Origin of the sequence: Terriglobus roseus, from assembly GCF_900102185.1 — a bacterium.
Taxonomy (GTDB): Bacteria; Acidobacteriota; Terriglobia; order Terriglobales; family Acidobacteriaceae; genus Terriglobus; species Terriglobus roseus_A.
This window is the reverse complement of the sequence record NZ_LT629690.1, coordinates 4,666,616-4,691,986: the sequence shown is the minus strand read 5'-3', so window position 1 is coordinate 4,691,986 and position 25,371 is coordinate 4,666,616. Positions and strand designations below refer to the sequence as shown.

The window sequence follows — 25,371 nt, the reverse complement described above, 5'->3', positions numbered from 1 at the left end:
GTCAGTCGACATTTACGCCGTTAGCTTTGGTAGCAGCTCCGACAGCCGAAGACGATAGTCTGCCAATGCTGCGTTCGTGTGGATCTCATACCGGTGCGCCAACTCTGCGTTGCGCCCGTGAAAGTCTGTGGCCAGTTGCTGCAGTAGCAACCAGTCGTGCCAGTGACCGCCCGCCTCTTGCACTGACTCAAACCGTGCCGCAGCCTCACGCGCCGGTGTTCCTTGTGGAGCCGCTTCCACCATGTAACGACAGAGCTTTGCTGCCTTGCGAATGGCATGAAGCGCATCTTCATCCAGCCGCTCCAGCCGCCGCTGCAAGTTCTCATTAGGGTCTTCGTTTTTTCGTGCGCGATGCTGCCCCAATGCAGGCTTTGCCTGTGCCGCGAAGAACTCTTCCGCGTGCTCCAACAGAGCGGACGATGTGATGCCTCGCCGATTTGCGGGTTTGATCATTTGTTCCAGATCGCGCAACGATGCTGCCAAGTCCTGCTCTTCGTCTTTCAGCACAGCGACGAGTTTCTTCGCTTCATCGTCTCGTTGTGCCTCCAGATGTTTGCGGAGTTTTTTGGCCTGCTTGCGCACCTCATCGCCGGTGCTTCCCTTATGGACCACTGCTTTCTGTGGCGCGTCCAACGCAATCATGCTGGTTTGCACATCCAGATCACGCACCGCGCCTGCAGCGCGTCGAATGCGACGCAAGCGCTGCGCTACAGCGCGTGTTTGAGAGTGATGTTCCGGCAAACGCAGCGGGTGATTGCCGTGCCCCAGCAGCTCAAGCAATTCGAGATGTGCCTGCACACGACGCGTGGTCGTGCGCAGTTTGTGGACTGCGCCCACCTCAGTTGAAGTGATGGCAACAAGCATTGCCGCATCCAGTGCGACAATCTGTTCCTTCAACGCCCGCAGTGGCTGCAGGCGTGTAACGTTCGTTCGAGTGGCAACCGGCATCGTTACTATGAGATGCACAACACGGGACACGCGTATTGCTTACGCTTGTCCCGTTGTCTGTCCAAAGACTCTCGAACGCGGCGGCTTAGCCATCGAAGGGGACGTCTGGCGTCGGCGATCGCGCACTTATGCGCTCGTCGCCAACAAAAGCAAATTTGACTAAATGTCGCGGCTCGATCCGAACAGCAGCCACAGTATTACCAGCAGCAGAATTAAGCTGATGCCACCGCCGCCGTAATATCCAATGCCGGGGCCCATGTAATATCCGCCGCCACCGAAGACGAGAAGCAGAACAATCAGAAGAACGATCAGCATTGCATCACCTCAAACGTTTTATCTACCGCCACATTGCAGTGTGGGATGCAAGTGCTTCTACTGGGATGTCTCTGCAGATATGGAAATCTCTTTGACAGCAGTGGCGCGGTGGACTGAATTGCCATCTCATTTGCACAGGCGACTGTAAGTCGTCGTATGCAGGAGCAGCAGACAGCCTTGTCCCATCAACATGTGCAGGAACACATTTACCTGATCGCTCGACACGAACAGGAGTTCGCCGAAAAGCGCACCCTAGCGGAACGCGCCGGTGACACTATCGCTGGCTTTGCGGGGAGCATGCGCTTTGTGATTCTGCACCTGCTCTTCTTTGCTGTTTGGATTCTGTGGAACACGCTGCATGCGCTTCAGCACTGGCACTTTGATCCTTATCCGTTCGCGATGCTGGATACGATTGTGGCGCTTGAGGCGATCCTGTTAGCGAGTTTCATCTTGATGCGGCAGCAGCGCATGGGGCGCCGGGCCGATGAGCGCGAGCACCTGATGCTACAGGTGCTGCTGCTGACGGAGAAGGAGACTACGGCGTTGCTACAGATCAACCGGGAGATGGCGGAGAAGTTTGGGATGTATGCCGTGGCACGTGACCGGGATGTGGCGGCACTGAGCCAGGAAACCTCCATTGAGCAAGTGGCGGAGAACATCCGCGAGAACCTTACTGAGGAACAGTAAGAGTCATACGGGCTGCGCGGGTATCTCGAACTGGCTGGGTTGGTCCTTTGGGCGGGCCAGGAAGCGGGCTGTCGGGAAGGCGTCGGGGTAGTTCTCGCGGACGTACTTCATCATCTCCTCGCGGATGATGCAGCGGAGGTCGAAGTTCTCGCTGCTGTTGCGGCTGCTGACGAGGCAGCGGAGTTCCATGGTGTGTTCGCGGAGGTCGGTTACTTGCAGGCCGACGACTTTGCCATCCCATTGCTTGGCGTTACGCGCGATGTCGTTCAGCTTGGCGCGCAGTGGATCGACGGGGACTGAGTAATCGAGATAGAGGAAGGCAGTGCCGAGAATGTCCGCGGATTCGCGCGTCCAGTTGGCAAAGCTGTTCTCGATGAACCAGCTCAAGGGAACGATGAGGCGGCGAAGGTCCCAGATCTTGATCACGACATATGCTGAATTGATTTCTTCGATACGGCCCCACTCCCCTGCTACTACAACCACGTCGTCGATACGGATGGGTTGTGTCAAGGCGATCTGCATGCCGGCCAGGAAGTTGCCCACGGTGGACTTGGCGGCACCTGCTAGTACCAGTGAGGCGAGGCCTGCGGAGGCTAGCAAGCCGGTGCCGGCGCGCCAGAGGCGGTCGTCGTGGAAGGTGTAGGCGCAGGCCGCGATGGTGATGACGATGATGAAGGCTACGATGACGCGGCGGAGGAGTTGGAACTGGGTGCGGAAGCGGCGCGCGTCTACGTTGTTCTCCAGCGTGACGTCATAGCGGCGGTAGAGGATGCTCTGCACGACATAGACCGTGCCGACCGCGAACCAGCCCATTGAGGACACCATGGCGAGTGCGAGGATCTCACGGAGGATGGCGTGGATGTTCTCGGGAACCGGGACGAAGGGGAGGACGAAGAACAGGCAGGTGATGAGGAAGATTGCCCGCGCTGGTTTGCCGAGGTGCTGTTGCAGTCCCAGGCCGACGGAGAATCGTGGGTTCTGCTTGTCCTCCTCCTTACGGACGAACCGGAAGACGAGCCAGTGGAAGGCGTTGGAAAACGCTACCGCTGCGCAGAGGACGAAGAAGGGTACGAACCAACCGTGCCAGACATGAAAGATTCCCAGGCGCATCGGCGCTCCCGCTGAAGGATTTGCAAATCTTCCCTCTTAGAAGCGAGTTTGCGGTGGGTTGAGAGCAGGCGGCGGATTCCGGCAGGGTGGGTACCCCTCCCCCCTCCCCCCTGTTTTTGCAAAATCGTCTTTCTATTGGAGTTGCGGTTTTGGTGTCTCTAAAATCGTCTTTCTATTGAGGTTAGAGGCAAAATCGTCTTTCCAAAGGACTTAACGGTTTGGTGGGCGGTTCGGTTTTGGGCTCTTTCTTATTTTAGAAAGTCTGGTGGGATGATCATGCCAACAAAGTTTGGCTTTTAAGTGGTTGTTGGGGATGGGTTTATTGGGATGGATGGGGTGTCTTGGGGTTGACAGCACTTCGTGCCGTTCTCGGCGCTGCGCGGCCAGCCGCGGGGTTCTGTGGGGCGCGGCGCGATGCGGTTTACTCCTGCTGGCTGCTTGGGCCGCGCTTTGTTTTTGTGGGGTGGGCGTACCTAGGCCTTCGGCCTAGGCTAATATCTTGGCGCGCCTTTGGCGCTTGCTTGGTTCTGTTCGAGAGAGCGGTGCTAAGCAAGAGAACGAGGCCCTCAAAAGAGAGGACGGGGTATCAAGCAAACCTTAGGAGAATTAGGCAGCGGCGATTTTGAATTTCTTCTCTTGAGGAGAGATGGGGGGGAGCTCTTCAAAACCGGTAACGATTACGGACCGTTTGGCTTTCTGGTAGCTAAACACGATGCCAATGTTATCCGCCACAGCCACACGCAGGTCGTCGGTTTGCGGCACTTCCGTACTGTTGCCAAGGGGATCGGAGGACAGACGTTCAAGAGTCTCCACGACGGCGCGCTGTTCCGGAGCCGAGAACGACTCGAGCTGGTCGCTTGCGGCCTTATCGACATAGAGTTGATTAGCCATCGATCTTTTTCCTCACTTCTTGCAGCGTATCCAATTCGGTAAAGTTACCGGCCTTGATCGCCTCCACCGCTTTCGTGGTGATGTTTTTATGGTACTCCACGTTCCCTTTGGCGATTTCTATCGCTCTCTGATGATCCAAGTCGGCGATCTCTTGTCGTCGTTGCTCCTCTTTTTTCCGTTGCGCTCGATACTCTGCAAGTTCTTTGTCCTCTGCGGAATCAATGAACGTTAGAAGTACCTGGAGAATTAGGAAAACGGCGGCAATGATGGCTGGCCGCTGCCATTCGCCCTGAGGGTTTGCGAAGTAACGCGTGGAGGCGAGCCCCGTAGAGACACTGGTGGCCACTGAAAAGATCAGCGTGCAAGCCGCCTTTATCTGCGATGAGATACGAGCCAAGCTGCCTCCGTGGGAACGGCGGAAGTTTAACACTCGCGCGGAAACCGTCAACGAAAGTTTTTGGCTCTTTCTTTCTGCGTTGAGACTTCTTGATCGAAGACGTGAAGAACAGGGAATGCGACTCGATAGGGTTGCTTCCCGTTTCGGGAGTGCGGCTTTGTGTTTTGGTGGTGTGTGGGTTGGGGCTTGGTTAGAATTGGCGCACTCCCTTCTTGAGGTTTTGTTCTATGGCTACGCCTGCGCCGCCTGTGGTGGATTTTTCTCGTGTGCAGTTTCCCGGTGATGAGCAGAAGCAGCAGGAGCAGTGCAGCTATTGCGGTCGTGGGTTAGAGACGGAGTACTTCAAGCTGCAGAACCGGATGAGTTGCGGTGTATGCGTGGAGAATGTGCAGCAAGCCTTTTCGGCGGACACGCACAAGGCGTTTACGCAGGCGCTGCTGTGGGGGATTCCAGCGGCCATCCTGGGCATGATTGCCTATGCCGCTTTCGAGATCATCACCGGCATTGAGATTGGGTTTGCGGCGATTGGTGTGGGCTGGCTGATTGGACGCGCGATGTTGCGCGGGTCAGGCGGTGTGCGTGGCCGCAGGTATCAGTGGGCGGCTGTGTTGCTGACTTACGCTGCCGTGTCCACAGCGTTTATTCCACTGGTAATGCACCAGGTCGCAAAGGATTCGCGAGCCAAGACGAACGTCACCCAGAGCGCAAACCAGACTAAGAAGGAATCCCCTAGCGCAAAGGCAGCGGATAAGTCCGAGGATCACGGCTACATTTACGCCGCCGCGTTTCTGCTTGGACTTGGGCTGATCTCGCCGTTCCTCGAGTTATTCACGTCATTCGGCAGCGGCGCGCTGGGATTGCTGATTCTGTTCTGGGGCATGCAGTACGCATGGAAGGCCTTGGCTAAGCCGAAGGTGGATTTGGACGGGCCGTTTTCTGTTACGGCTTAACGTCTAACCCACTAAGCGTGGGGTTTCAAATGACGCGCAGCTTGTTGTCTCGATCTAACGCTACTAAACACAATCACTGCACCCACACCTTGCATCCAAGCGTGCAGGTGAACATTGCATGGCGAATGTAGCTGAAGTTCTTATTGAGACGCTTGTTCAAGCGAGTGTGAAACGCGTGTATGGGCTACCGGGGGACTCGCTGAATGCGATCACCGACACCATCCGCAAGCGCAATGACATTCACTGGGTGCATGTGCGCAACGAGGAGGCCGCCGCTTTTGCAGCAGGTGCCGAAGCCCATCTGACCGGCGAGATCACCGTTTGTGCAGGAAGCTGTGGTCCTGGGAACCTGCACTTTATCAATGGGCTTTACGATGCCCATCGCAGCCGTGTTCCAGTGCTCGCTCTGGCTGCACAAATACCTACAGTCGAAATCGGCACGGGTTATTTTCAGGAAACTTCGCCGATGCATCTCTTTAAGGAATGCAGCCACTACATCGGCGAAGTAAACGAGGCGGATCAGTTATCACGAGTGCTGGGCATTGCAATGCGCACGGCGATTGCACAACGCGGTGTGGCAGTGGTGGTTCTGCCTGGCAATATTGCATTAGCAGAGGCCACAACAGCGGCACACGCACTGGGCTTTACACGGAATAACGCACGTGTTGTACCAAGTGCGGAGAGTTTGCAGAAGGCTGCCGAGATTCTTCTCGATGCACGGCGCGTTACCATTCTGGCCGGCGCCGGATGCGAAGGCGCCCATAAGGAACTGTTGGCGCTGGCGGAGCAGCTGCAGTCACCGATTGTCCATGCGCTACGCGGCAAAGAGTTTGTTGAATACGACAATCCTTACGATGTTGGCATGACCGGATTGCTCGGCTTTTCGTCGGGCTACCGCGCGATGAAGCGTTGTGACGCATTGCTTGCACTGGGTACGGACTTTCCCTATACCCAGTTCTATCCCGAAGACGCAAAGAAGATACAGGTAGACGTACGCGGCGAACAGATTGGTCGTCGCACGCCTGTGGACGTTGGGCTCATCGGCACGGTGAAGGAAACCATTGAGGCGCTGCTGCCGCTGCTTGACGCGAAGAAAAAGGACTCGTCGCATCTGACAAGTAGCCTGGGACATTACAAAGATGCCCGCAAAGATCTGGATGAACTTGCTGTGGGTAAGCCGGGAACGTCACCGTTGCATCCAGAGTTCGTGGCGAAAGTGCTGAACGAGATGGCAACAGACGACGCCGTGTTCACAGTGGATGTTGGCACGCCAAGCATCTGGGCTGCGCGCTATCTGAAATTCAATGGCAAGCGCCGTCTGCTGGGCTCGTGGTTGCATGGCACGATGGCATGCGCGCTGCCGCAGGCCATAGGAGCGCAGGCAGCGTTTCCAGGACGACAGGTAATCTCGATGTCCGGCGATGGCGGTCTAGCGATGCTGATGGGCGAACTGCTGACCGCCGTACAGAACAAACTTCCGGTGAAGATCATCGTCTTCAACAACCACTCTCTCGCGTTTGTCGAAACAGAGATGATGGCGGCGGGTATTGTGCCATTCGGCACCGATCTGCAGAATCCTGACTTCTCGGCTGTTGCGAATGCCTGCGGTCTACTTGGCGTTCGCGTGGAGCAACCAGAACAGTTGCGCCCTGCATTGGACAAAGCATTTTCATACCCGGGCCCTGCACTGGTGGACGTACAGACCGCGAGGCGAACACTCTCCATGCCACCGACGATCACCGCGCAGCAAGCGTTGGGATTCGGACTCTATCTGTCGAAGGCAGTACTCAACGGACGTGGCGATGAAGTCATCGATTTGGCGAAGACAAACCTGCTGGATAAGATTTTGGGCGATTAGAAATCGCTCTTGCACATGCTGAAGCGAACCATGCAAAGAGGCCCGCTGCATAAGAGCAGCGGGCCTCTTTGCTGTTTCAGAAACACTTACTGCACGAGCGGTTTTTCTTCTTCGTTCTTTTCTTCGTTGGGGATGGTTACGGCAGCGGCTACCTTGTCTGCGTCGTCGAGGTCGAGGAGCTTTACGCCCATGGTGGCTCGGCCTGCGGCGCGGATGCTCTTGGTGTCGATGCGGATGATCTTGCCGAACTGGCTGATGACCATGAGTTCGGTTGTTTCATCGACGAGCTGGATGCTGCTTACCTTGCCGATCTTTGGCGTGGTGCGCATGTTGATGACGCCCTTGCCGCCGCGTGACTGGAGGCGGTATGCATCGACGTCAGTCCGCTTGCCGAAGCCATTCTCACTGACGGTGAGGATGAGGCAGGGGGTGATGCCGATTTCCTTGTCGAGCGCTTCGAGGCGGCCTGCGTGTTCTTCTGGCGCGGCGGCTTCGACCACGTTCTCGTTGGGGTCGCCTTCGAGTTCGAGGGGGACGTTGCCCTTGGCCTTTTGCAGCTCGTCGATGGCCTGCTTCACCTGGTCTGCCATGGTGGGCTTGCCGGACTTAGGCGGGTTGGCAGCGTCAAACTTTGCGGCGAGTTCGAGGCGCTTGCGGTTGCGCGAGTCCTCAGACGGTGTGACGGCGACGCCGATGACGTAGTCGCCCTTCTTGAGGGTGATGCCCTTGTTGCCGCCAGCGTTACGGCCCATGGGACGGAGGCCGCCCGACTTTTCAGGGTCGTACTTTTCTTCGAAGCGGATGGCCATGCCTTCGCGGGTGGCGAGGAAGACCACGTCGTCGCCGGAGGTGATGCGGACGCCGATGAGTTCGTCTTCCTTGTCGATGTTGATGGCGATGATGCCGCGGGCCATGACGTTGCTGAAGTCAGTGAGCGGTGTCTTTTTGACGATGCCGTCGCGCGTGGCGAAGAAGACGTATTTGCCCTCTTCTTTGAGGTTGCGCACGGCGAGGTAATTGACGATTTTTTCGCCGGGTTGGAGCGCGAGCATGGAGGCCATGTGCTTGCCCTTGCCTGCGGCGCCTACGTCTGGGATTTCATAAATCTTCATCCAGAAGACGCGGCCGGTGTTGGTGAAGAAGAGCAGATAGGCGTGTGTGCTGTCGACGATGAGCGAGGCCACGAAGTCTTCTTCGCGGGTCTTCATGCCGAGGCGGCCCGTGCCTCCACGACGCTGCTGGCGGTAGGTGGAGATGGGCGTGCGCTTGAGGTAGCCGGAGTGCGAGACGGTGACGGCGACCTGCTCGTCTGCGATGAGGTCTTCGAGCTGCAGTTCGGCCGTTTCGTCGACGATCTGCGTGCGGCGTACGTCGCCGTACTTGTCGCGGACTTCTTCGAGTTCCTTGACGATGACGCGGCGCAGCTTCTTCTCAGAGGCCAGGATGGACTCGTATTCGGCGATGTTTTCGCGGACCTTGGCGAGTTCGTTGAGGAGCTCGTCGATGGAGAGCTGGGTGAGGCGGTAGAGCTGCAGTTCGAGGATGGCGTCGATCTGGCGGTAGCTGAGGATGAGCGTGCCGGAGAGCGCGGAGCCTGCGGGTGCAGCGGGCAGCAGAGCGGAGTCGATGCCGTACTTTGCGGGATCGAGCGTGACGCCTGCGAGTTCGGTGCCGCGCAGGTTGATCTTCTTGCCGCTGAAGTATGCGAAGAGGTTCTCGCGGGCGTCGGCACGGTTGCTGCTGTTGCGGATGATGCGGATGACGGTGTCGAGGTGGTCAAGCGCGATCTGCAGACCGAGCAAGGTGTGTTCGCGCTCGCGGGCCTTGCCGAGGAGGAAGGCGGTGCGGCGGCGGACCACTTCGATACGGTGCTCGATGAAGGCACGGATCGCCTCAGGCAGCGGGAGCTCGCGGGGCTGGCCGTTGTGCACGGCCAGGAAGATCATGCTGAAGCTCTCCTGCATGGAGGTGTTCTTGTAGAGCTGGTTGAGCACGATCTCAGGCTGCGCGCCACGCTTGAGTTCGATGACGATACGCATGCCGTCGCGGTCGGACTCGTCGCGGACGTCGGAGATGTCGTCGATGACCTTGTCGGTGACGAGCTCTGCGATGCGCTTGATGAGGTTGTTCTTGTTGACCTGGTACGGGATCTCGCTGACGATGATGGACTCGCGACCACCCTTGAGCTCTTCCGTGGAGCACTTGGCGCGCATGAGGTAGCGACCGCGGCCGGTGCGGTAGGACTCGCGGATGTTGCGCTTGCCGAAGATGAAGCCGCCGGTGGGGAAATCGGGACCCTGCACGTGTTCGAGTACGGCGTCGAGATCAGCAGCCGGGCCCTGTGTGGGGTTGTTCACCAGCGTGATGGTGGCGTTGATGATCTCGGTGAGGTTGTGCGGCGGAATGTTGGTCGCCATGCCGACGGCGATGCCCGAAGAACCGTTGACGATGAGGTTCGGGAAGCGCGCGGGGAGAACTGTGGGCTCGAGCGTGGATTCGTCGTAGTTCGGGGTGAAGTCGACGGTGTCCATGTCGATGTCGGCGAGCATTTCGCCGGTGATCTTCATCATGCGGGCTTCGGTGTAACGCATGGCGGCCGGTGGATCGCCGTCGACGGAGCCGAAGTTGCCCTGGCCGTCGACCAGCGGATAGCGCATGGAGAAGGGCTGGGCGAGACGGACCATGGCGTCGTAGATGGCGGAGTCGCCGTGCGGGTGGTAGTTACCCATGGCGTGGCCGACGACCTTGGCGCACTTGGTGTACTTTTTGTTGCTCTGGAGCCCCATCTCCTGCATTGCGTACAGGATGCGGCGATGCACGGGCTTCAAGCCGTCGCGGACGTCAGGGAGAGCGCGGCCGATGATGACGGACATGGAGTAGTCGAGATACGACCGCCGCATCTCTTCTTCAATGTTGATGGGGATCATGAACGCTGCGCCGGGGCCGGTGGGCGTGTTGCCGCCGTCGCCTCCTGAACCTGCTGGTGCGGTGTCTGGCGTCTTCGCGTTTTCTTCGGGGTTGTTACCGCCGTTTGAGCCGAGGGGAAGCTGGTTCTGATCGTCTGCCATTGTCTCTATCAGTATAACTGCTGGCTTCTTTCAGAGGCCCGATTTACGCGGCTTTTACGCTGGTGTTCCGAATCGGTTCCCCATGAATTTACTTAGGTTTAGCTGACACCGGTGGTGGGTTGAGGCATCTACCTACGGAGTACGGCGCTGCTGCCTTTAGCTGCGGCGCGGATTGGATAGAGGATGAAGCGACTCGGAATGGTTTTAAGCGGGGCGTTGCTGTTGGGAACGGTGGCCCCTGCGGTCGTGATTCAGCCAGCGGAGGCGCAGCATCACGGCGGATATGACAACGGCTACCGTGGGACGCATCCGTATGACGACCGATATGACCGCAGCCGGTACCACGACAACCGCAACAGCGGTGGGATTGGGCCGGGCAAGGGCGCGCTGATTGGAGGCGGTGCGGGTGCGCTGCTGGGCGGTCTGATTGGCGGCGGCCTGAAGGGTGCACTGATCGGCGGCGCGGTGGGCGCCGGTGGCGGTGCGCTGCTGGGCAAGGCGAATGCGGATAGCCGCAATAATCGCGACTATCGTGACTACAACCACGGCTATCGCCACTAAGCGCGAAAGGACAAAGAGATGATGAAGTATTGGGTACTACAGGCGGCGCTGGTGGGCGGATTGATGGTGGCTCCGATGGCGGTGCAGGCACAGAGCAAACCGGCACAGAGCGCGGCTGCGATGCCGGTGAGCCAAGAGTTGCTGACCAGCACGGTTCACGAAGCGTGGGTGGAGAGCGGGCGAAACGAAGACAAGTTCTTTCAGATGGTGCAGGCGTGCGCGAACCTAAGCGCCCAGAAGCGTGGCCTAACATTGCCGGACACCGAAGCCGCCGGACGAAAGATGGGCATGCTGATCAAGACGGCGTCTCGTCGTGATTCGGACCAGTTGCTGTATGCGGTGGTGGATGCTGCCGTGCGGCAGACAGCTACGCCGACGACGGCCGCGAATACTAAATAGCTATTCGATTTTGATGAGCGGAGACGCCCGACACCGAGGGCAACGCGGGTGTCGGGCTTCTTTGCGTTCTTTGGGGTTATTGGTCGCCGTTGTCTCTTTCAGTAGAAATGGCGGAGGCCCAGCGCTTTCACAAACGCCTAGAAACACTCCTTGGAGGCGACTTCAGGATGTATTGTGAAGACACTTTCCGAGTCGAGGTTTTCTTCCATGCGCTTTGCGGCTTGTGCGCTTCTGGTTTGTACGCTTTCGTTGTCTGCGCAGCAGTTGCGCGGTGTGCCAGTGGAGAATCTGGACCGCTCTGTGAACCCGTGCAATGACTTTGAGGCGTTTGCCGTGGGCGGATGGCGTAAGACGCATCCGATGCCGGAACGGCAGGCAACGTGGGCGATTCGGAGCGTGACCCAGGACGATACGTGGGCGCGTCTGCGGACGATTGCGGAAGACGATATGAAAAAGACGTCGCCGAAGGGTTCGCCTGCTCAGCTAACCGGCGACTTTTATGGCGCGTGCATGGATGATGCGGCCATTAACAGCGCGGGGCTAAAGCCGCTGGAGCCGATGCTGCATGCCGTGGACAGCATTCGCGACGTAAAGGCACTGAATGCAGCCATGGTGACGATGGCTGCGATGGGGATGGATGCGCCTGTGGGTGAGGGTGCGACGCAGGACTCGCATGACACCACGAAGATGATTGCGGAGATACAGATTGGCGGACTGGGGATGCCGGACCGCGATTACTACCTGCGCGATGAAGCCCGATTCAAACATGTGCGCGAAGAGTACATGGAGTACATGAAGAAGATGTACGCGCTGGCGGGTGAAAACGCTGAGCAGGCCACGACTGACTCCGCCGCCGTAATGAAGATTGAAACAGCATTGGCGCAGGCGCGGATGAGCCGTGTGGAGCTGCGCGATCCGAAGGCGACAGACCATCCGACGACCTTTGCAGAGTTGAAGACACTGGCTCCGCACTATGACTGGGATGCAGACTTTAAGGCAAAACATATTCCAACGACGGGCCACATGAATGTGGGGCAACCGAAGGTGGTGCAGGCATTTGATGGGCTGCTGACTTCCGTATCGTTGGCGGAGTGGAAGGCGTACCTGCGGTGGCATCTGCTGGATGGCAATGCCGCTTCGTTAGCGGACAACTTTGAGGAAACGTCGTTTGCGTTTCGCGGCACGGTGTTGAGTGGCACGAAGGAACAACGCCCACGGTGGCAGCGCTGCGTGATTACAACGGACCGCATGCTGGGCGAGGCGCTGGGCCACGAGTATGTGGACCGCTACCTGCCACCGGAAGCAAAGGCACGTGCGCGCACCATGGCCGTGAACATTGTGAATGAGTTAAAGCTGTCCATCCAGACGCGTGACTGGATGACTGCGGAGACGAAGACGAAGGCGCTGGAGAAGGTGAATGCGCTGAACATCAAGATTGGCTATCCAGACAAATGGAAGACATACGAAGGTGTGGTGGTGAAGCGCGACACGTTTCTGGAGAACGTCATTAGCGCGCGCCGCTACTCCGTGCGTGATGATCTGCAGCAGATTGGCAAGCCAGTGGATCGTGGTCGCTGGGACATGACGCCGCCCACGATGAATGCGTATTACAACCCGCTGATGAACGAGGTGGTGGTGCCTGCGGGATATCTGCAGCCGCCGGGCTTTGATCCGAAGGGACTGGATGCCATTAATTATGGCGCGGTGGGTGTGAGCATTGGCCATGAGATAAGCCACGGTGTGGATGATGAGGGCGCGCAGTATGCCGCAGATGGTCGGCTGCTGAAGTGGTGGACGGATGCCGACTATAAGAACTTCACGGAGCGCACGGCGTGCACAACGAAGCAGTATGACAACTACTTTGTGGAGCCGGGACTCCACCTGCAGGGCAAGCTGGTGACAGGTGAAGCGCTGGGTGATCTGGGTGGCGTGAATCTTGCGTTCCGCGCATACGAGCGATCGCGTGAGGGCAAAGGACCAGAGCCAACGGTGGACGGATTGACACCGGAACAACAGTTCTTCCTGGCCGAAGGACAGTGGCGTGGCGCGTTGGCACGCCCGGAGATGGCACGCACTGCAGTGTCCACTGATCCGCATCCGCCGGGGCGCTATCGTGTGCTGGGCCCGCTGAGCAATATGCCCGAGTTTGATAAGGCGTTTGCGTGCAAGGAAGGCGATGCGATGGTACGGCCAGCAGCGGAGCAATGCTCTGTTTGGTAAGCGACCTGTTTCTTGATGCTTCGCAGACAAGCGGGATGAAGCAGCGCAACTTTCTGCGTGATGTGTGTTCATACTGATGCGTGCTTTTGACGACGACGGCGATGGGCGCCGCGGCGATCTGGGAGCCGTAGGACGGTTGGCCATGAAACGGATTATGCGTGCGGTGATGTCGGGTGTTTTGCTGGCGGGTATGGTGGCTCCAGTGGCGGCTTCGGCGCAGGGTCCTCGGCCGGGGCAATATGCCAGCAGCTATTACGGCAATGGGTATCGCAATGATGGCTACCGCAACAACGGCTATCGCGATACGGATTATCGTGGTGGTTATAACGGTGGTTATCGCAACGATGGTCGCTACTACTATGGCAATCACTACAACGGTGTTGGACCGGGTACGGGTGCGGCGATTGGCGGCATTGCCGGTGTGGTGCTTGGCGGATTGCTGGGCGGCGGCAAGGGTGCGCTGATTGGTGGTGCTGCTGGTGCCGGTGTGGGTGCCATTGCCGGTGCGGCGAATCAGAATACGCATCGCGGCTACTACGGCTACTAAGTTTTAACGAGGTTAGAAAGGGCCGAGGCGTTTGCCTCGGCCCTTTGTCATGCAGCTTGTTGCGCTGTTAGCTGCGCACTGGGATGTTCAGGGTTGTGCCTGCGGCCAGCTTGTCTGGATCGGCGATGTTGTTGGCCTTTACGATAATGCCGTAGAGATTGCCGTCGCCGTAGAAGTGCTGTGCGATTTTGCTGAGCATGTCGCCGGGCTTGGTGGTGTAGGGCTGATCCTGTCCGCCGCTGTTGATGAGTTCGTGTTGCAGGTCAGCGTATTGCGCGTCGACTTTCTTGATCTGATCCCATACGAAGTTGAGTGTTACCTGCGAGGGCAGTGTTGCCTTTACGTGCAGCTTGTCGCCTGCGAGAGATACATCCTGCAGTTGCGCGCCTTCCGGTGTGAAGCGGTCAATTGCTTTCAGGACGGGTTCATACTTCTGCTGCAGTGTTGCCAGATCAGCCATTGGAAAAATCTCCTTCGCATGGCTTGGATGCGCGAAATGATGTTGGCGAAACGCGCGAGAACACACGTTACGGAACGTTCATATTTCTGTTGTGTGAAAGAATCATCCCGCTGCGTGGGCATGTGCTTTGAGCAGCACGAGATGGGAGACAAAGAGCAGTGGCTATGGACATGCGCATGAATCGCAGACGGTTTCTTGGTGGGCTGGCAGCGGCTGCTGCTGTTACCTCAACACCCAGCCTGCTCGCGGCTGCGACGCGCAGACCAAACATTGTGGTGATTCTGGCGGACGATCTTGGCTATGGCGATGTGTCGAGCTATGGCGCGAAGGATGTTGCTACTCCGCATATTGATTCGCTTGCGAAGCAGGGTTTGCGATTTACGAATGCACATACCGATGCCGCTACATGCACGCCTTCGCGCTATGCGATGATGACCGGCAGTTATGCGTGGCGAAAGGATGGCATTGCCGTGTTGCCGGGCGATGCGAAGCTGCTGATCGATCCGCAGCAGGCGACGATTGCGTCGGTGCTGAAGTCTGCTGGCTATACCACTGGGCTTGTGGGCAAATGGCACATTGGTCTGGGCGATGGAACGATTGATTGGAATGGCGAGATCAAGCCGGGGCCATGTGAGCTTGGGTTTGATGATGCGTTCTTCTTCGCTGCTACGGCGGATCGAGTGCCCACGGTTTACATCCACAATCATCGTGTGGTGAATCTTGATCCTGCTGATCCGATTCATGTTTCGTACAAGACAAAGATAGGTAACGAACCTACCGGTAAAGAAGACCCCGAGCTGCTGAAGATGAAGTTAAGCGAGGGGCATGACGGCACCATTGTGGATGGCATTAGTCGCATTGGATGGATGGAGGGTGGCAAGTCTGCGCGATGGGTGGATGAAAAGATGGCTGCGACCTTCACGGGCAAGGCTGTTGAGTTCATCGATCGCAATCATGACAAGCCTTTTCTGCTGTACTTCACGCCGAGCGATATCCATGTGCCGCGTGCTCCTGCTTCAGAGTTCGCGGGCAAGAACACATGCGGTGTGCGCTGCGATGTGATCAGCCAGTTGGACTGGAGCGTGGGGCAGGTGTTGGCTGCGTTGAAGCGCAATCATCTGGATGAGAACACGCTTGTGGTATTCACTTCAGACAACGGGCCTGTTGTGAATGACGGTTATGACGATGGATCCGATCGCAAGCTGGGGCAGCACAAACCTGCGGGGCCGTGGCGTGGTGGGAAGTATTCGATTCAAGAGGGCGGTACGCGTGTGCCGTTCCTGCTGCGTTGGCAGGGCACGGTGAAGCCGGGAGTTTCGGATGCGTTGATCAGCCAGGTGGATCTGCTGGCTAGCTTTGCTGCGCTTACAAAGCAGGCTGTGCCCGCGGGGTCTGCGCAGGATAGTCAGAACATGTTGCAGCCGTTGTTGGGGCGCAGCGCTGCTGGTCGTGAATCGCTAGTGGAAGAGGCTACGGTGCTGGCGGTTGTGGAAGGCCAGTGGAAATTGGTGGATCGTTCGGAGCGGCCTGGCATTCATACCAAGCCAGAGACGGGTGGTTTGAATGAGAAGTCTACGCGGCAGTTCTGGGGGCAGCCTGCTTATCCGACTGCGCCGTTGGAACTCTACGATCTGAAGGCTGATCCATATGAGTTGCACAATCTGGCGAGTGAGCATCCAGAGATTGTGCAGAGGCTGCGTGAGAAGCTGCAGAAGACACGCGCTGCTACACGCTGAACGTAGACGCGTAGAGCGGCGTTAGTTCATCCACTTGCGGTCTTGTGGATTGCTCTCTTCTTCTTCGGGTGCGATGTAGCGGCCGTCTTCGTCGAACTTCACGATGCGGTCCTGCTTGCGCATGTAGACCTCAAACTTGCGCGCGGCGCGACGGCGCTTCCAGCGGTAGTAGGCGTTGCGAAGGCCGTACCAGCGTTCGCTGGTGGAGGTGGACAGGCCCGTGCGGTGCGCAAGTTTTGTGTAGGCGTAGCCGCTGAGTCCGCTGCAGATGGCGAGGAGCGCCCAGAGTGCATTGCCCTCGAAGATAAGCATCGCCACGTAGATCAGGCCGCCGATCCAGACGACGTATTTTGCCTTTGCGCGGAGGACGAAGAAGAGGAGAAATTCTGTATCGCCGAAGAAGATGGCGAAGGCGATGAGGACTCCGAAGAGCGGAGCGCCTACGCCGCCCACTGCGGTGGTGGGATCGAGGTGCGGCAGGATGATGCGTCCGCCGGTGACGAGTGGCGGCAATGCGGTGAGCAGCGTGGCCAGGATGCTTCCGCCCAGTGCCGAAACGTAAAACAGTTCCGTGAACCAGCGCGCGCCTCGGATGTCTTCCAGCATGGAGCCGGTGAACCAGAGGTTCAGCAGAGCGAAGGCGAAAGAGATGATGCCGCTATTGAAAAACGGGTACGTGAGCAGCTGCCAGATGTAGCCGTGGCGGACAACGGACCATGGCGATAGCAGGAAGAAAAGTTGTAGAAAACGGCCTACAGCGGGTGATACCAGCGCCAGCAATCCTGTGAGAAGATACACAGCCAGCAACGAAATCACGAGGCGGCGAACGGCGCCGCGGAAGGGTGGCAGAGTGAGCGTGACTGGGTCGCGCGGAGACATCAACCATCATTTCATCACAGTTCGTTGTCGGCATGCGTAAAGAGAGTTGTGTACTCTGCTGAAGTGGCACGACCGTCTTAGCGGCTGAAGAATGCCGTTCGAAACAACCCCGCGCGGCGCGGTTGGCGTCTGTAGCAAACAACGCAGCCACAACTGCACCTGAGCGGGAAAACGATACTATGGGGCACCGGCACGTACCGGACCTGCAACACAACACCAAAACGCTAGAGGGAACGATCATGGCAGCGACTTGCCCAGAGTGCGATAACCAGCTCGACATCGATGTAGACGAGGTCGAAGAGGGCGAAACCATCACCTGCGACGAGTGTGGGACAGAACTGGAGATCGTCTCCACGGAGCCCCTGCAGATTGCGCCGGTGGACGCCGAAGGATACGACGACGAGGACGATGATTACGGCCGTTCTCATGACGATGACGAGGACGAGGAGTAATCGCGACTCTCGCGACGACTTCGGGTTCTATCCGATATAAGGGATGGCTGCCGCGGACACTCCAGGCAGCCATCGCAAGGCGATACATGAACCGATTGCGTATCTTTACGTCCGTGCTTGCTGGAGGCCTTCTGCTGGCCCCTGTGAGCCTAACCATGCCCACCGCACAGGCACAGGCTGCGACTGCTACACGCAGTGTGACCGGCACGGTGGTCGATAAGTCCGGTGCACCGGCGAAGGGTGCTGTGGTCCATCTGAAGGACACACGCGCACTTTCCCAGCGCAGTTACATTACGGCGGATGACGGGCAGTTTCGTTTTGCCCAGCTCTCCACGTCGACGGACTATGAAGTGTGGGCGGACCTGAATGGACAGAAGTCCGACAGTAAGAACCTCAGTTCCTTCGATAACAAAAAGGTCCAGGAATTAACGCTGAAGCTGCCGTAAACCGGCGGAGCGTTTTCTTTTAGTGCAGCAGGCCGGCTTGTGGAGCCTTGCCGCTGTGCACCCATGTGAGCAACTCGTCGAAGGCGCGACCGACTTCTTCCGGCGTGAAGGTGCAATGCCCTTCGCGATGGACGTACTGTTGCACCAGATTGTCGGCGTAGCCCGCGTGCGCTACTTCGCTGGCGTACAGCGTTAAGGTGTTTGCCGGAATCAACGGATCGTAAATGGTGTGCAGAGCCAGCATGGGCTTGGTCAGACGCCCGTTTGGCCAGTAATGCGCCATCAGGTAATCGCGTGCTGGTTTATCGGGCGCATAGCGGCGGACGCCGTCGTTCAGCGCGTAGTCCGTGGCGGTGTTGACGCTGGTGCCGGTGTAAATCCAGTTGCGATTGTCGAAGGGATTGCCGCCCGCCTTCTTCTGTAGATCGCCGATGACGTAGGTAAAGTAGCCGATGGCGCGGGCTACCTCCACGTCAGAGTGCAGCTGCATGAGTTCGCGCATGGCGAGCGCGGCATCGGGCTTGGCACGCAATGCGGTGAGCACCTTCTGCCGGAGCGCTTCGCTCTCTTCAAAGTTTGGTGGGACGGGGTCCAGAGAGCCCATCAGGCCGGGAAAGTAGTAGTCGAACGCGGCGCGCGTGGCGAACCTGCGATCGAGATGCACATAGCTGGGGCCAACCGCTCCACAGAGGTTCAGGCCACCTGCATAGGTGTTCTTGTTGAGCTCCATGGTGATCATGGTGAGCGCACCGCCCATGGAGCCGCCCGCGGCAAATGTCTCGCGTGGGGTGCCGTACTTCTTTACGAAGTAGCGACGGAGCGATTCCGTGTCAGAGTAGCCGGCCTGGAGCGCCCATCCGGTTTCGCTGTAGCCGCTTTGGATGACGGCGAAGCCGCGTTTGTACATCTGCTCAGGCTGCGCACCGATGCTGCCGTCAAGACGGAAGCGGAAGGGTGATTCCGAGTAGCCGTGGTAGAAGACGACCAGCGAACGGTTCCAGGATGCAGGAACGTCGATGCGGTATTCGGCACGCCCTAATACGCCTACCTCGGTGATGGAGCCGTTGTTGCCGTGCAGCACTTCCGGCTCGCCCGTGGGTGTGGGCGACGCCTGCCCCAGCGCCGCGACTGGCAGCACCGCAAAGAATGCGGCAGCAGCGCAGCACAAAAGCCGACGTGAGGCAGCGGAGTTCATGGGTATGTCTCTCAGCATATCAAGCCGTAGTACGCGCCGCGGGATGACACCGTTCCACACCTCCATCTACGATGCAAAGTGCATGATGACCCGACGCGAATGGCTGAAAATCGCGGGTATGTCCGCAGGTGCCGCCGCGTTTCCACAGACGGGTTCCGCGCGCGACGATAAGGCTGCGACGGCAGAACAGTGGGACTGTTTTGAACTGACGCTGCATGGCCCCTCGGACGAAAATCCATTTGTTGATATCACTTTCGGTGCCCAATTTCGGTTGGGTTCGCGCACGGTTTCTGTTCCGGGTTTTTACGACGGTGAGGGGCTTTATCGTGTCCGGTTTATGCCGGACCAGCCCGGTGCATGGACATGGAAGACGGAAAGCAATGCCTCGGCTTTAAATGGCCATGCCGGAACTCTGCGTGTGATGTCGGCTGCGAAGGACAATCATGGACCCGTTAGCGTTGCGCATCGTTTTCACTTTGCGCATGCAGATGGGACACCGTTCTTTCCGTTCGGTACTACCTGCTACTCGATGGGCTTCATGGGAGAGCCGTGGGAGACGCAGACGCTGGACGCGTTGCGTACGGCGGGCTTCAACAACGTTCGTCTTTGCCTGATGCCGAAGGGGCAAGGATCGCGACCGGAACCAGCACTTCCCTTTGTGCGCACTTCGGCTGATGGAATCAAACCGGAGGAGTTTGATTTCACACGCTTCAACCCGGCTTACTTTCGACATTTTGAACAGCGCATTCTGGATCTGCTGCGGATGGGTATTGAGGCCGATGTGATCCTGTTTCATCCGTACGATGGATGGGGATTTCGCAACATGACAGCGGAGGCCGATGACCGCTATCTGCGTTATGCCGTTGCGCGACTTTCTGCATATCGCAATGTGTGGTGGGCCATTGCCAATGAATACGACCTGGTGAAGACGAAGCAGATGAGCGATTGGGATCGCTACTTCCGCGTGGTTTCAGAGGCAGACCCGAGCAATCATTTGCGATCGATCCATCACAGCAAGGTGGTGTACGACCACAGCAAGCCGTGGTGCACGCATGCCAGCCTGCAGGAGTATGACTTTGAACGTTCGGAAGAACGTCGGCGGGCGTGGGGCAAGCCCATTGTGTATGACGAGATTCAATACGAAGGAAACATTGCGCGGCGCTGGGGCAATCTTTCTGCTGAGGAGATGGCGCGACGCTTCTGGCTGGCTACTGTTCGGGGCACGTATGCCTCGCACGGTGAGACTTTCATTACGCCGCCGAACGAACCTGTGTGGTCCGATGGCGGCAAGCTTCGCGGGCACAGTGCACCACGCATTGCGTTTCTGCGAAAGCTGGTGGAAAGCTTACCGACAACCGGCCTGAACGAGTTTGTGGATGCGTACTATCTTTCTGCTGGCGCGCCCGGCGAACTGTACCTGTATTACTTCGACACGCATGCGCTTGCGGAATACGACTTCCCTCTTCCTGCTGGAGTGACCTTTCTCGCCACACTGATTGATCCTTTCGCGATGACGATGCAGGAGCTTCCTGGCACATTCACTGGCAAAACAAAAAGCTCGGGCAATGTTACGGATGAGAATGCAGGCCAGTCTGCAAGTGGTGGCACCAACCACATACAGCTTCCCGGCAAGCCCGGCATGGCGATTGTCTTCCGGAAGGTTTGAGCTAACGAAGATTTCCGCGCCTGCTTTCGTGTGTAGCAGCTACGATAGCGAAAATGTATTCCGCTCCCACTGCGCCTCAACGCCGCTACATGCCTGCATGGCTCACCGGCATTCTTTATGGCGGAATGTATAACGGCTTTGCTTCAGTAAGCCTGTCGCAACTGATGCCGGAACATGGCGTGACGCTGGGGCGCACCGCCGATATGATCGCGCTGATTCTGACAGCGAGTTACGTCAGCTTTCTGCTGACACCGCTGGTGGACTGCGGATTGCCGCGGCGTGTGTGGGCTGGATTGCTGGCGATCACTGCTGCCGCTTGCCTTTGCTTCTCAGTTCCTATGCTGGGCGCTGCCGCTGAAAACGGAGGCCATGGTCCGCACGCCACCGCGTTGATGTTGGTGGTGTTCTTTGGCTATCTGTGCAACCAGATGTACACCAGCACCATTGGTGGCATGGTGCCGAACCTGGTGCGTCCTTCGCAGCATTCCGCAGCGAGTGCGTGGCTCAACATCAGCTACCTTGCACTGACGGGCGCGGGCGGCGCGCTGTGCGTGTGGGAGATACGTAATCTTCCTACGCATGTTGCGATGTTCACTGTGCCCATTCCTATTCTGCTGGGTGCGACGCCGCTTTTCTTTATTCCGAAGGAAGATCGCATTCCGCGTCGCGTGGGCGAAGCCATGAGCAAGCTGTTCAGCGATCTGTGGGAGACGGCGCGGCAACCGAGTTATCTGTTTGCACTGCTGGTGTTCGTGATTCCTTCAGCGACGTTTGCGCTGCAGAATCTCTTCGGCGGTATGGGTGCGGACTTTCACGCGAGCCCGGAGTTAACGAATCTTTCTGTGGGATTGTTGTTCACGATTGCATGCGCCATTGGCGCTGCGATTGGTGGGCCACTGAGCAATCGCTTTGATCGCCGCTTTTTGTTCATTGCACCTGCGATGGTTGCGGCACTGGGATCGCTGGCGATGGCGTTTGGTCCGAAGACACCGTGGGTGTTTGCATGCGGACTTTTCTTTTACAACCTGATGGCAGGCATCAACTACACCGCAACGAGCGCGCTGGTGTTCCAGATTGTGGGAAAGAACAATCCGTTGAGCGCTACGCAGTATGCGGTTTCGATTGCGGCGTGCAACCTGGCGATCACCGGCTCCGTGAAGATGGATGGTGTTGGCGCGGACCGCTTCGGAGTGCACGGTGCGCTGGTTACCGATGCACTGTTGAGCCTTGTGCTGGGCACGCTGGTTTTGCTGCTTGTGTGGAAGTTTGGCGGAGGATTTCCTAAGCCGCCGATTGGCGAAGATGAACTTGTTGAGGCCGAAGCGGGCGCGAAGATCGCCTAAGACGGCCGCTGACGATAGAGCGCCATGCAGGGCAACGCCTCGATCAGCTCCACTGAATATGTTTTAAGGGGATTTGATGGTCGGGGCGGAGAGATTCGAACTCCCGACCCTCTGCTCCCAAAGCAGATGCGCTACCAGGCTGCGCTACGCCCCGACTGTGACTATTTTACCTTCATTGGGGGCTTCCGCATCAATGGTGCGCGCCCATTGCGAAGAAACGTCCTGCAATGTAGGCCAGCAACACGATGGGAATGGCCAACAGGAGCATCATGCCCATGAAAAGAGCGCCAAGGAAAAGCCAGTCAGAGAGCTGATGGCGGCGACGCTGTTGCGGGGTGGCTCCGCGCACTGGGATGGATGGGGCACCGTCTTTGTAGACGGGGATGGTGCCGACCGAGCGCTCCAGCAGCATGAAGTTTTTGCGGTTCGCCTTCCATGCGATGTCGAAGGCGTCGCCCAGGATGGGCACTGTGCCCACGATGGTTTCAATGGCCACGTTAGCGAACATGCGTGCCAGCGTGACGCGGGGCACTCCGCGCAGCCATGCGGCCAGGATGATGATCCACGAGGCCATGGCGCCCAACACGTCGCCGATGCCGGGGATCAGGCCGATGATGCCATCCAGACCGAAACGAATCTGCGTGCCGGGGATGCGCAGATAGTCATCCAGCAGGTGCGAGAGTACGTCGAGGTTGCGGTCGCTGAAGAAGTCGCCGCCACCGCCGAAGCGTGGGCGCAGGATTTCGGGCTCGGAGGTGGGACGTGGCGGCATCGCTTTGTCTATTGAACTCGCTTTCCGGCCACAGGGAAAGTCACACCCGCAGGAAGATGCGTTTGCGATAGAACGGCAGGACGATGAGCCACGTGACCAAGACGGCGATCAGGCCATAGCAAAGCTCCGGCCAGCCGTGGCCCGGGATGAGCCAATCCAGCTTGTAATGCAGGGTGCGCAGGATGTTTCCGTCTGCGCTTTTGACCTGCGAAAAGATGGGCGGCAGCAGTTCCGACACCATGTACGCCAGGATGGAGTTGGTGCCGAAGACCATGAGCGGCTTATAGATAGCCGGTGCTTCGTTGGCGGCGAGGCCGGAGCGGCCCCAGCGCTTGGCGTCGATGATGTAAACCGAGGCGGCCAGCAGGAGCAGGCTAAGTCCGCCTGCGAGGAGCGAGAACGAGCTGGTCCACAGCTTTTTATTCAACGGGAAGACGATGCTCCACAGCAGGCCTGAGGAAACCAGCACGACGCCCGCGACGGCGATTCCTGCGGCCTTGCAGGCGTTGGAACGCTTGGTGCGCAGCCACATGCCTGCCAGCACGCCGTACAGGGCGGTGCTGATGGCCGGAAGCGTGGAGAGCAGGCCCTCGGGGTCGCGGACGCGCTGGTAGAGATGCTGCGGCGCGAAGATGGCGCGGTCAATATACGAGGTCAGGTTGCAGTTGGGGTCGTTGATGGGAATTTCGTGCGTTGGGATGCCGCAACCCGGGACCGGGACGTAACGCATGAGCAGCCAGTAGCTGATGAGGCAGGCGATGGCGATGACAGCCTTGTCTTTCCATCCGGAGCGCAGGAGGCAGAGCGTTCCAACGATCAGGTAGCAGATGGCGGTACGCTGCAGAACGCCATAGAAACGGATGCTGTCCAGATGCTGGAAGGGAAAGGTGTTTACGATGAGGCCGAAGAAAACCAGGATGGCGGAACGACGGAGCGTGTGCAGGAACAACGTGCGTCGTGAGGCGCCCTTGGCGAGACGCGCGGCCATGGATAAGACGACTGACAATCCCACAAGAAACAGGAATGTGGGGAAGACAAGGTCAGTCAGGGTGAAGCCATTCCACTGTGCGTGACGCAGTTCGAAGAAGCCCTTGTTTCCAGGCTGATTGTTGACCAGAATCATGACCGCGATCGTGAGTCCGCGGAGCAGATCGACGCTTAATAACCGCTCTGTACGCGGTGCTTCTACCGTGGCGGTGCGGACAATATCGGAATCAGGCGTCCGGGCAAAATCCGGATCAGCAGTGGCGGCGTTCACGGGCATGCAGGAAGCATAAGGCCTGAGAAGGGCTTTTGGATGGTACAATCGTACCTGTAATGGCGGCTATAGTTCAGGGGTTAGAACGCGGGTCTGTGGCACCCGATGTCGAGGGTTCAAATCCCTCTAGCCGCCCCAAGAATTAAGCAACGGACACCCACAAGGTGTCCGTTCTTCTTTGCAGTATGAGACGCTGTTGGGCATGGCTCTCTTCGCAGGCACCTCCGGCTGGGCGTATGCAACGTGGAAACCGGGGTTCTACCCGGACAAGCTGCCGCAGAAACGGTTTCTGGAGCATTACGCCACTCGGCTGAACTCCGTTGAGGTGAATTACACCTTTCGCGCGCTGCCCACGGAGACACAGCTTGCCGGATGGATGGAGGCTGCCGGACCGGATTTCCGGTTCTCGTTCAAAGCGCCGGAAGTCATTACACATCGCAAACGATTGAAAGAGTGCGGCGACTCGGTTGACCGCTTTCTGACTGCGCTTACGCCCGTTCGGAATGCGGGCAGGATGGGCGCTTTGCTGTTTCAGTTGCCGCCCAACTTTAAGGCCGATGTGGCGAGGCTGGAAGACTTCCTTTCCCTGCCCCAGATGGCCCATGCCGGACGTGTGTGTTTTGAGTTCCGCAATGTTTCATGGTTCGACGAGGCGACGTGGAGCGTGCTGCGCCGGTTTAACGCTGCTGTGTGCATTGCGGAAAGTGAAGACCTGAAGACGCCTGAGGTACAGACTGCCAAGGACTTCGCCTGCTATCGCTTGCGGATGGCGGGTGGCTATAACGATGTGACCATTGCCGACCAGGCCGCGACGTTTCATGCGATGGCGGCGGATCGTGATGTGTTTGTGTATTACAAACACGAGGACGATCCTGCGGGGCCACTGGCAGCGGAAGCAATGCGTCTGCAGGCTGCCGAGCTTTAGAAGTTACCGCGAAATCCGAGTGTGCGAAGTTTGGTGCGGTTCAGCGTGGCGTGGATACCGTCGTGCGGGAAGCTGGACCATGTGCCGACTTCTGCCGCAGTGAGGGCACGGAGTGCTTCGGCCTCGTTGCGGAAGCGCACCGGACGCAGGTGACGCAAAGCGTGGTCCGGGCCGGGCGAGTCTCCGATGAGTTCCGCGTACAGCCACAGGCCCATGCCGAGCATGCGTAGTTGCAAATGAAAGAAATGTTGGTCCATCCGGCTCTAACGTAACGCATCCGGTACGCTA

Annotated in this window: 25 protein-coding genes and 2 tRNA genes; 14 read left to right on the top strand and 13 right to left on the bottom strand. The window is 58.2% G+C overall.

The annotated features are described in order from the left end of the window. Positions 1-12: 12 nt before the first annotated feature. Positions 13-948 (bottom strand): CHAD domain-containing protein, encoded by a 936-nt coding sequence (locus BLT38_RS19685; RefSeq protein ID WP_083346705.1) that lies wholly within the window; start codon positions 946-948, stop codon positions 13-15. A gap of 159 nt (positions 949-1,107) precedes the next feature. After that, a complete protein-coding gene (locus BLT38_RS20615) occupies positions 1,108-1,263 on the bottom strand; it encodes a DUF3309 domain-containing protein (protein WP_156785229.1) in 156 nt (51 codons plus the stop codon). Between the two features lie 177 nt (positions 1,264-1,440). Between BLT38_RS20615 and BLT38_RS19680 the strand changes: the two genes are divergently transcribed. Further along, entirely contained in the window at positions 1,441-1,950 is a 510-nt protein-coding gene (locus tag BLT38_RS19680; RefSeq protein WP_083347219.1) for a DUF1003 domain-containing protein, read from the top strand. A gap of 3 nt (positions 1,951-1,953) precedes the next feature. Here BLT38_RS19680 and BLT38_RS19675 read toward each other — a convergent pair whose 3' ends face one another. From BLT38_RS19675 to BLT38_RS19665, 3 genes are all read right to left on the bottom strand, one after another. Continuing rightward, positions 1,954-3,060, bottom strand: coding sequence for a mechanosensitive ion channel family protein (locus BLT38_RS19675; RefSeq protein ID WP_231966634.1), 1,107 nt, complete (start codon positions 3,058-3,060; stop codon positions 1,954-1,956). A gap of 606 nt (positions 3,061-3,666) precedes the next feature. Next, positions 3,667-3,951 carry a hypothetical protein gene (locus tag BLT38_RS19670; protein ID WP_083346704.1) on the bottom strand — a complete coding sequence of 95 codons (285 nt, stop codon included), beginning with the start codon at positions 3,949-3,951 and terminating at the stop codon, positions 3,667-3,669. After that, positions 3,944-4,399 carry a hypothetical protein gene (locus tag BLT38_RS19665; protein ID WP_156785228.1) on the bottom strand — a complete coding sequence of 152 codons (456 nt, stop codon included), beginning with the start codon at positions 4,397-4,399 and terminating at the stop codon, positions 3,944-3,946. The genes BLT38_RS19670 and BLT38_RS19665 overlap by 8 nt, the downstream gene beginning before the upstream one ends. A 176-nt stretch (positions 4,400-4,575) precedes the next feature. On the opposite strand from BLT38_RS19665, the gene BLT38_RS19660 reads away from it, so the two are divergent. Next, on the top strand, positions 4,576-5,298 hold the full coding sequence (locus tag BLT38_RS19660; protein ID WP_083346702.1) for a hypothetical protein: 723 nt from the start codon (positions 4,576-4,578) through the stop codon (positions 5,296-5,298). A gap of 118 nt (positions 5,299-5,416) precedes the next feature. Then, positions 5,417-7,156 carry a ubiquinone-dependent pyruvate dehydrogenase gene (poxB, locus tag BLT38_RS19655; protein ID WP_083346701.1) on the top strand — a complete coding sequence of 580 codons (1,740 nt, stop codon included), beginning with the start codon at positions 5,417-5,419 and terminating at the stop codon, positions 7,154-7,156. Between the two features lie 86 nt (positions 7,157-7,242). On the opposite strand, the gene gyrA is transcribed toward poxB, so the two are convergent. Continuing rightward, entirely contained in the window at positions 7,243-10,224 is a 2,982-nt protein-coding gene (gene gyrA, locus BLT38_RS19650; RefSeq protein ID WP_083346700.1) for a DNA gyrase subunit A, read from the bottom strand. A 183-nt stretch (positions 10,225-10,407) separates the two neighbouring features. Between gyrA and BLT38_RS19645 the strand changes: the two genes are divergently transcribed. From BLT38_RS19645 to BLT38_RS19630, 4 genes are all read left to right on the top strand, one after another. Then, entirely contained in the window at positions 10,408-10,785 is a 378-nt protein-coding gene (locus tag BLT38_RS19645) for a hypothetical protein (RefSeq protein WP_083346699.1), read from the top strand. Between the two features lie 18 nt (positions 10,786-10,803). Beyond that, positions 10,804-11,184 (top strand): hypothetical protein, encoded by a 381-nt coding sequence (locus BLT38_RS19640; RefSeq protein ID WP_083346698.1) that lies wholly within the window; start codon positions 10,804-10,806, stop codon positions 11,182-11,184. 207 nt (positions 11,185-11,391) lie between these two features. Next, entirely contained in the window at positions 11,392-13,404 is a 2,013-nt protein-coding gene (locus BLT38_RS19635; RefSeq protein ID WP_083346697.1) for a M13 family metallopeptidase, read from the top strand. A 76-nt stretch (positions 13,405-13,480) separates the two neighbouring features. Then, positions 13,481-13,951, top strand: a complete 471-nt coding sequence (locus BLT38_RS19630) for a hypothetical protein (RefSeq protein WP_083346696.1) — start codon at positions 13,481-13,483, stop codon at positions 13,949-13,951. 67 nt (positions 13,952-14,018) lie between these two features. On the opposite strand, the gene BLT38_RS19625 is transcribed toward BLT38_RS19630, so the two are convergent. Then, positions 14,019-14,411, bottom strand: coding sequence for a LysM peptidoglycan-binding domain-containing protein (locus tag BLT38_RS19625; RefSeq protein ID WP_083346695.1), 393 nt, complete (start codon positions 14,409-14,411; stop codon positions 14,019-14,021). Positions 14,412-14,587: 176 nt separating this feature from the next. On the opposite strand from BLT38_RS19625, the gene BLT38_RS19620 reads away from it, so the two are divergent. Continuing rightward, entirely contained in the window at positions 14,588-16,147 is a 1,560-nt protein-coding gene (locus BLT38_RS19620) for a sulfatase-like hydrolase/transferase (RefSeq protein ID WP_083347217.1), read from the top strand. A gap of 21 nt (positions 16,148-16,168) precedes the next feature. Here the strand turns inward: BLT38_RS19620 and BLT38_RS19615 are convergent, their stop codons facing one another. Then, a complete protein-coding gene (locus tag BLT38_RS19615) occupies positions 16,169-17,026 on the bottom strand; it encodes a rhomboid family intramembrane serine protease (protein WP_083346694.1) in 858 nt (285 codons plus the stop codon). A gap of 239 nt (positions 17,027-17,265) precedes the next feature. On the opposite strand from BLT38_RS19615, the gene BLT38_RS19610 reads away from it, so the two are divergent. Both BLT38_RS19610 and BLT38_RS19605 read left to right on the top strand, forming a co-directional pair. Further along, the gene (locus BLT38_RS19610) at positions 17,266-17,478 is read left to right on the top strand and encodes a hypothetical protein (RefSeq protein WP_047492415.1); all 213 of its coding nucleotides are present in this window, start codon (positions 17,266-17,268) and stop codon (positions 17,476-17,478) included. Positions 17,479-17,564: 86 nt separating this feature from the next. After that, positions 17,565-17,924: a carboxypeptidase-like regulatory domain-containing protein gene (locus BLT38_RS19605; RefSeq protein WP_083346693.1), complete on the top strand. Its 360-nt coding sequence runs from the start codon at positions 17,565-17,567 to the stop codon at positions 17,922-17,924. Positions 17,925-17,943: 19 nt separating this feature from the next. Here BLT38_RS19605 and BLT38_RS19600 read toward each other — a convergent pair whose 3' ends face one another. Next, positions 17,944-19,119 (bottom strand): alpha/beta hydrolase, encoded by a 1,176-nt coding sequence (locus BLT38_RS19600; RefSeq protein WP_083346692.1) that lies wholly within the window; start codon positions 19,117-19,119, stop codon positions 17,944-17,946. A gap of 82 nt (positions 19,120-19,201) precedes the next feature. Between BLT38_RS19600 and BLT38_RS19595 the strand changes: the two genes are divergently transcribed. Continuing rightward, positions 19,202-20,785 carry a DUF5060 domain-containing protein gene (locus tag BLT38_RS19595; protein WP_172838363.1) on the top strand — a complete coding sequence of 528 codons (1,584 nt, stop codon included), beginning with the start codon at positions 19,202-19,204 and terminating at the stop codon, positions 20,783-20,785. 53 nt (positions 20,786-20,838) lie between these two features. Continuing rightward, the gene (locus tag BLT38_RS20825; protein WP_197674910.1) at positions 20,839-22,128 is read left to right on the top strand and encodes an MFS transporter; all 1,290 of its coding nucleotides are present in this window, start codon (positions 20,839-20,841) and stop codon (positions 22,126-22,128) included. Positions 22,129-22,205: 77 nt separating this feature from the next. Here the strand turns inward: BLT38_RS20825 and BLT38_RS19585 are convergent. From BLT38_RS19585 to BLT38_RS19575, 3 genes are all read right to left on the bottom strand, one after another. After that, positions 22,206-22,282: transfer RNA gene (locus BLT38_RS19585), tRNA-Pro, on the bottom strand. A 36-nt stretch (positions 22,283-22,318) separates the two neighbouring features. After that, entirely contained in the window at positions 22,319-22,900 is a 582-nt protein-coding gene (locus tag BLT38_RS19580; protein WP_083346691.1) for a DUF4112 domain-containing protein, read from the bottom strand. A gap of 40 nt (positions 22,901-22,940) precedes the next feature. Further along, positions 22,941-24,164, bottom strand: a complete 1,224-nt coding sequence (locus BLT38_RS19575) for an acyltransferase family protein (RefSeq protein WP_083346690.1) — start codon at positions 24,162-24,164, stop codon at positions 22,941-22,943. 56 nt (positions 24,165-24,220) lie between these two features. Here BLT38_RS19575 and BLT38_RS19570 point away from each other — a divergent pair. Together BLT38_RS19570 and BLT38_RS19565 are read left to right on the top strand one after the other, a co-directional pair. Continuing rightward, a tRNA-His gene (locus BLT38_RS19570) sits at positions 24,221-24,296 on the top strand. 64 nt (positions 24,297-24,360) lie between these two features. Beyond that, entirely contained in the window at positions 24,361-25,083 is a 723-nt protein-coding gene (locus tag BLT38_RS19565; RefSeq protein WP_083346689.1) for a DUF72 domain-containing protein, read from the top strand. Here the strand turns inward: BLT38_RS19565 and BLT38_RS19560 are convergent. Next, a complete protein-coding gene (locus BLT38_RS19560; protein WP_156785226.1) occupies positions 25,080-25,340 on the bottom strand; it encodes a hypothetical protein in 261 nt (86 codons plus the stop codon). The two genes, BLT38_RS19565 and BLT38_RS19560, sit on opposite strands and share 4 nt — an antisense overlap. Positions 25,341-25,371: the final 31 nt, after the last annotated feature.

Bases quoted from the DNA above. Each gene is read 5' to 3' on its own strand.
- BLT38_RS19560 (WP_156785226.1), bottom strand. From the start codon at position 25,340: ATGGACCAACATTTCTTTCATTTGCAACTACGCATGCTCGGCATGGGC.
- BLT38_RS19620 (WP_083347217.1), top strand. From the start codon at position 14,588: ATGAATCGCAGACGGTTTCTTGGTGGGCTGGCAGCGGCTGCTGCTGTT.
- BLT38_RS19625 (WP_083346695.1), bottom strand. From the start codon at position 14,411: ATGGCTGATCTGGCAACACTGCAGCAGAAGTATGAACCCGTCCTGAAA.
- BLT38_RS19565 (WP_083346689.1), top strand. From the start codon at position 24,361: ATGGCTCTCTTCGCAGGCACCTCCGGCTGGGCGTATGCAACGTGGAAA.
- BLT38_RS19580 (WP_083346691.1), bottom strand. From the start codon at position 22,900: ATGCCGCCACGTCCCACCTCCGAGCCCGAAATCCTGCGCCCACGCTTC.
- BLT38_RS19645 (WP_083346699.1), top strand. From the start codon at position 10,408: ATGAAGCGACTCGGAATGGTTTTAAGCGGGGCGTTGCTGTTGGGAACG.
- BLT38_RS19670 (WP_083346704.1), bottom strand. From the start codon at position 3,951: ATGGCTAATCAACTCTATGTCGATAAGGCCGCAAGCGACCAGCTCGAG.
- BLT38_RS19610 (WP_047492415.1), top strand. From the start codon at position 17,266: ATGGCAGCGACTTGCCCAGAGTGCGATAACCAGCTCGACATCGATGTA.
- BLT38_RS19660 (WP_083346702.1), top strand. From the start codon at position 4,576: ATGGCTACGCCTGCGCCGCCTGTGGTGGATTTTTCTCGTGTGCAGTTT.
- poxB (WP_083346701.1), top strand. From the start codon at position 5,417: ATGGCGAATGTAGCTGAAGTTCTTATTGAGACGCTTGTTCAAGCGAGT.
- BLT38_RS19615 (WP_083346694.1), bottom strand. From the start codon at position 17,026: ATGTCTCCGCGCGACCCAGTCACGCTCACTCTGCCACCCTTCCGCGGC.
- gyrA (WP_083346700.1), bottom strand. From the start codon at position 10,224: ATGGCAGACGATCAGAACCAGCTTCCCCTCGGCTCAAACGGCGGTAAC.
- BLT38_RS20825 (WP_197674910.1), top strand. From the start codon at position 20,839: ATGTATTCCGCTCCCACTGCGCCTCAACGCCGCTACATGCCTGCATGG.
- BLT38_RS19595 (WP_172838363.1), top strand. From the start codon at position 19,202: ATGATGACCCGACGCGAATGGCTGAAAATCGCGGGTATGTCCGCAGGT.
- BLT38_RS19640 (WP_083346698.1), top strand. From the start codon at position 10,804: ATGATGAAGTATTGGGTACTACAGGCGGCGCTGGTGGGCGGATTGATG.
- BLT38_RS19600 (WP_083346692.1), bottom strand. From the start codon at position 19,119: ATGAACTCCGCTGCCTCACGTCGGCTTTTGTGCTGCGCTGCTGCCGCA.
- BLT38_RS19685 (WP_083346705.1), bottom strand. From the start codon at position 948: ATGCCGGTTGCCACTCGAACGAACGTTACACGCCTGCAGCCACTGCGG.
- BLT38_RS19675 (WP_231966634.1), bottom strand. From the start codon at position 3,060: ATGCGCCTGGGAATCTTTCATGTCTGGCACGGTTGGTTCGTACCCTTC.
- BLT38_RS19605 (WP_083346693.1), top strand. From the start codon at position 17,565: ATGAACCGATTGCGTATCTTTACGTCCGTGCTTGCTGGAGGCCTTCTG.
- BLT38_RS19630 (WP_083346696.1), top strand. From the start codon at position 13,481: ATGCGTGCTTTTGACGACGACGGCGATGGGCGCCGCGGCGATCTGGGA.
- BLT38_RS20615 (WP_156785229.1), bottom strand. From the start codon at position 1,263: ATGCTGATCGTTCTTCTGATTGTTCTGCTTCTCGTCTTCGGTGGCGGC.
- BLT38_RS19575 (WP_083346690.1), bottom strand. From the start codon at position 24,164: ATGCCCGTGAACGCCGCCACTGCTGATCCGGATTTTGCCCGGACGCCT.
- BLT38_RS19635 (WP_083346697.1), top strand. From the start codon at position 11,392: ATGCGCTTTGCGGCTTGTGCGCTTCTGGTTTGTACGCTTTCGTTGTCT.